The sequence below is a fragment of the Streptomyces sp. SPB074 genome (assembly GCF_000154905.1).
Classification (GTDB): domain Bacteria; phylum Actinomycetota; class Actinomycetes; order Streptomycetales; family Streptomycetaceae; genus Streptomyces.
The window spans coordinates 3,892,374-3,896,402 of the sequence record NZ_GG770539.1; the positions used below are offsets into that span (position 1 = coordinate 3,892,374).

Below are 4,029 nucleotides of genomic sequence, written 5' to 3' on the forward strand. Positions count from 1 at the left end.
CGCGCGACTCGGCGGGACGCAGGCGCACGGGGCGGTGCTCGAACGGGGTCGTGGTGCGCGGCGGGAAGCTCGACTACCTCAATCTGCGCGGCGCGAAGCTCAAGGACGTCGTCTTCGAGGCGTGCGTCCTCGTCGAGCCGGACTTCGCCGGGGCCGGCCTGGAACGGGTCGCCTTCGTGGACTGCGTCGTGAAGGGCGCGGACTTCCACAAGGTGACGCTCAAGGACGTGGACCTGCGCCAGGCCGCCGAACTGGGCGTCGCCGCCGGGATCGGCGGGCTGCGCGGCGCGGCGATCAGCCCCGACCAGCTCATCGACCTCGCGCCCGCGCTCGCCGCCGAACTGGGGATGCGGGTCCTGGACCCGGGAGAGTGAGGCGCCGCTCAGGACACGCGGGGGAAGCGGGCGCGCAGGTCCCACACCAGCGGGTTCTCGTCCAGTTCCTCGTGCATCTCGGTGAGGTCCGCGAGCAGGTCGTGGAGGAAGTCGCGGGCCTCCCGGCGCAGCGCGGCGTGCGGGAAGCTCAGCGGGCGCTCGCTCTCGGGCCGCCACTCCGCCTCGATGTCCACCCAGCCGAAGCGCCGCGCGAACAGCAGCCGGTCCGCCGACTCGGTGAAGTCCAGCTCCGCGAACTGCGGCCTGCTCGCCCTGCTCCCCATCGGGTCCCGGTCGAGCAGCTCGGTGATGTCGCACAGCGCCCACGCGAAATCGAGCACCGGCACCCACCCCCAGGCCGTGGCCAGCTCCCGGTCCTCCTCCGTGTCCGCGAGATACACGTCCCCCAGGAACAGGTCGTGCCGCAACGCGTACCGGTCGGCGCGCCGGTAGTCGGTCTGCGGCGAGTCGGGATGGCGGCGGGAGAGGGCGTAGCCGATGTCGAGCACGGAGGGAATGGTGTCACGGAGGTGCCCGCGACAAGCGGGCGGCGGGCACCACGGCCGTCCGGCGGCCGCACGGCGACCCGGCGAGCGGCCGTGCCCGCTTCGGGTGAGAAGTTCCGGCTTCGCGAGCAAGTTTCCCGCATACGCTGAAGACTGTCGCTGAAGCGAAGGAGGTTCGCCGTGGCAGAGCCAGTTCCCGGGTACGAGCCCACGTCGGCCGAGCCGGACCAGTGGGCGCACCGTGCGTCCCTCCTGGCCGAGCTGGCCGGCTCCAGCCTGCCGGCCCCATCGGTGGACGCGGCCTTCGAGGTATTCAGCGCCGCTGCCCCCAAGGGATGGCGCGTGGAGCTGGTCGAAGGGGAAATCCACGTGGCACCACCGGCGAACGGCGAGCACGAGGAGATGGTGTCGGAGCTGAGCGGTCAGGCCCGGGACCACCGCCGTGATCTCGCCCGCTACACCGGGATCGGCCTCCGCGTGCCCGGCGCCTCTGGCAGCGGGCGAGTCATCCCCGACCTCGTCCTTGCCCCTCGCGGGAGCTTCGCCGACCGGCAGGAATGGCACGACCCCTCGCCCGTGCTGCTCGCCGCCGAGGTGACATCCCCCTCCACAGCCGCCAATGACCGCGTGCGCAAGATCCGGGGCTACGCGCGGGCGGGCATTCCCGTGTATCTCGTCGTGGACCGCGAGGCGGACCACATCGTCGTCTGCACACGTCCCTCCGGTGACGACTACCGCCAGAAGACCACCTACAAGGTGGGCGACCCCGTCCCGCTTCCCGAGCCGGTCGGCTTCACACTCGACTCTGGGCAGCTGTGAGGCCGAGCCCAGCCCGGCCGAGTCCCGACCGCCTGGCCGAGCCCGCTCCCTCCCGGCCCCGCCCGGCCCCTCACCCCAGTAGTCGCTGTTCCTTCGCCACCGCTACCGCTCCGGCGCGCGTGTCCACGCCCAGCTTCTGGTAGACGCGGCCCAGGTGGGTCTTCACCGTGGCCTCGCTGATGTGCAGGGCGCGGGCGATGTCGCGGTTGCCGAGGCCCTGCGAGAGCTGGGCGAGGATGTCGCGCTCGCGGGGGGTCAGTTCGGGGCGCGGGGCGCGCAGGTGGGCGAGGACCCGGTGGGCGACGGGCGGCGAGAGCGCGGTGCGGCCCCGCGCCGCCGCGTGGATCGCGGCGAACAGCTCCTCCGGGCGCTCCGCCTTGAGGAGGTAGCCCGTCGCGCCCGCGTTCACCGCGCGGGTGACGTCCGCGTCGGTGTCGTACGTCGTCAGGACGAGGACGCGCGGCGGCGCCGGCAGCGCGAGCAGTCGCCGGGTCGCCTCGACGCCGTCGATGCCCGCGCCGAGCTGGAGGTCCATGAGGACGAGGTCCGGGCGCAGCTTCGCCGCCAGCGCGACCGCCTCCTCGCCGCTGCCCGCCTCCCCGCTCACCTCGATGCCCGCCGCGCTCGCGAGGAGCGCGCGCAGCCCGGCCCGTACGACGGCGTGGTCGTCGCAGAGCAGGAGCCGCACGGGGCTGTCGTCCGGGGAGGGGCCGGTCACGGCGTCCGTCATGAGAGGGGTCCTTCGTCGGGTCCGGTGGAGAACGTTCGTTCCGCTGCCGCCGCGCCCGGCGGCTCGTGCAGGGGGACCCGGGCCGTGAGGACCGTGCCCTCGCCCGGCGCCGACTCGACGGCGAGCGTGCCGCCGAGCTGCTGGAGCCGGGCCCGCGTCGCGGGGAGCCCGTGGCCGCGCGGGCCGCGCGGTTCCGCGCCGGGGTCGGGGACGAAGCCCCTGCCGTCGTCGGCGACGTCCAGGAACGCGAGGTCGTCCAGCAGGGTCAGCGTGAGCGTCGCGGTACGCGCCCGCGCGTGCTCCCGTACGTTCGCCAGCGCGCCCTGCGCCGTGCGCAGCAGCGCCGACGCCACCCGGTCCGGCAGCACCCCGGGGCCCGCCCCCGTCTCGTCGTGCATCTCGGCCCGCACCACGAGCCCGTCGCGCGAGGAGCGGGCCGCGAGCGCGGTGAGCGCCGCCCCCAGGTCCGTACCGCCCGCGAGCCCCGCCGGACCGAGGTCGTGCACGAGCCGTCGCGCCTCGGCGAGCCCCTCCGCCGCGATCGAGGCCGCCGTGCGCACGTGCGCGCGGGCCGCCGCCGGGTCGCGGTCCCACTGCCGTTCGGCGGCCTGGAGCAGCATCCGCTGGCTGGAGAGGCCCTGCGCGAGCGTGTCGTGGATCTCGCCCGAGAGCCGCTGCCGCTCCGCGAGCGTGCCCTCGCGGCGCTCGGTCGCGGCGAGTTCCCTGCGCGTGCGCACGAGGTCGTCGATCAGTGCCCCGCGCCGCTCCGACTCCCGGCTCAGGTGCAGGAACACGCCCGTCGCGAGCGCGGCGACGACGGGCGGGAGCAGCACGAGGTTCGGGTCGAAGCCGTCCGCGAGCCGCAGTTCCGCGACCACCACGAGCGCCGTGAGCGCGGTGATCGCCGCGAGCGCGGCCCGTACCGGCAGCACGCGCAGCGCCGTGTGCACGAGCGGGATCGCGCACCACGCGAAGCTCGGCGCGAGCAGCACCACGACGGCCCAGCACACCGCGACCACCCCGAGCCGCGCCCGCCGCGCCCGCGCGGACCCGCCCCGCACGAGCTGTGTGCCCGCGAGCACGACGCTCAGCGCCACGACCCATGGCAGCCGCCCGCTGTCGCCGTGCCGCAGCACGTAGCGCAGCAGGGCGCCCGCGAGCAGCGCGAGGAACGCGGTGGTCAGGAGCGCGGTGAGCCGCCGCTCATCGGCCTCGGCGGCCGAGTCGGCGGAATCGGCGGAATCGGCCGGGTCGGCCCCGTCGGCCCGGAGCCGGGGTGCCGCGAGGCGCGCGGGGGTGTGCGGTGGGGGCATCGGCGGGGGTCCTGTGCGTGGAGTGCGGGGGCGGGGGCGTCCCGGCGGTACGGGAGCGGGGCGGCGGTGTCCGTACGGGGTCGGGGTCGGTCGTACGGGGGCAGGGTGCCCCCCTCGATCATCGCGCCGGGCGCGGCGCCCCGCATCAACCGATCGGCCGACCCGGGGGGCAACCGGTCGGCTCGCGGGGAGTGGCCGGGCGGGCGACGGGCGGGCCGGGTCCGGGGCGCCAGGCTGGAAGAGCGGGAGCCGCCGGACCGACGGCACCCCCCAGCCGCCGGACCGAC

At 75.6% G+C, this 4,029-nt stretch carries 4 protein-coding genes and 1 pseudogene; 2 read left to right on the plus strand and 3 right to left on the minus strand.

The genetic code is table 11. The features are described 5' to 3' along the window. Positions 1-374 (plus strand): annotated as a pseudogene (locus SSBG_RS16210) (pentapeptide repeat-containing protein); the annotation flags it as partial. Positions 375-382: 8 nt separating this feature from the next. Here the strand turns inward: SSBG_RS16210 and SSBG_RS16215 are convergent. Further along, positions 383-883, minus strand: a complete 501-nt coding sequence (locus tag SSBG_RS16215; protein WP_008747176.1) for a hypothetical protein — start codon at positions 881-883, stop codon at positions 383-385. 249 nt (positions 884-1,132) lie between these two features. Here SSBG_RS16215 and SSBG_RS16220 point away from each other — a divergent pair, with 249 nt between their 5' ends. After that, positions 1,133-1,699: a Uma2 family endonuclease gene (locus tag SSBG_RS16220; RefSeq protein WP_008747177.1), complete on the plus strand. Its 567-nt coding sequence runs from the start codon at positions 1,133-1,135 to the stop codon at positions 1,697-1,699. A 70-nt stretch (positions 1,700-1,769) separates the two neighbouring features. On the opposite strand, the gene SSBG_RS16225 is transcribed toward SSBG_RS16220, so the two are convergent. Beyond that, the gene (locus tag SSBG_RS16225) at positions 1,770-2,429 is read right to left on the minus strand and encodes a response regulator (protein WP_008747178.1); all 660 of its coding nucleotides are present in this window, start codon (positions 2,427-2,429) and stop codon (positions 1,770-1,772) included. Next, entirely contained in the window at positions 2,426-3,742 is a 1,317-nt protein-coding gene (locus SSBG_RS16230) for a sensor histidine kinase (RefSeq protein WP_037869923.1), read from the minus strand. The genes SSBG_RS16225 and SSBG_RS16230 overlap by 4 nt, the downstream gene beginning before the upstream one ends. Between the last annotated feature and the right edge of the window lie 287 nt (positions 3,743-4,029).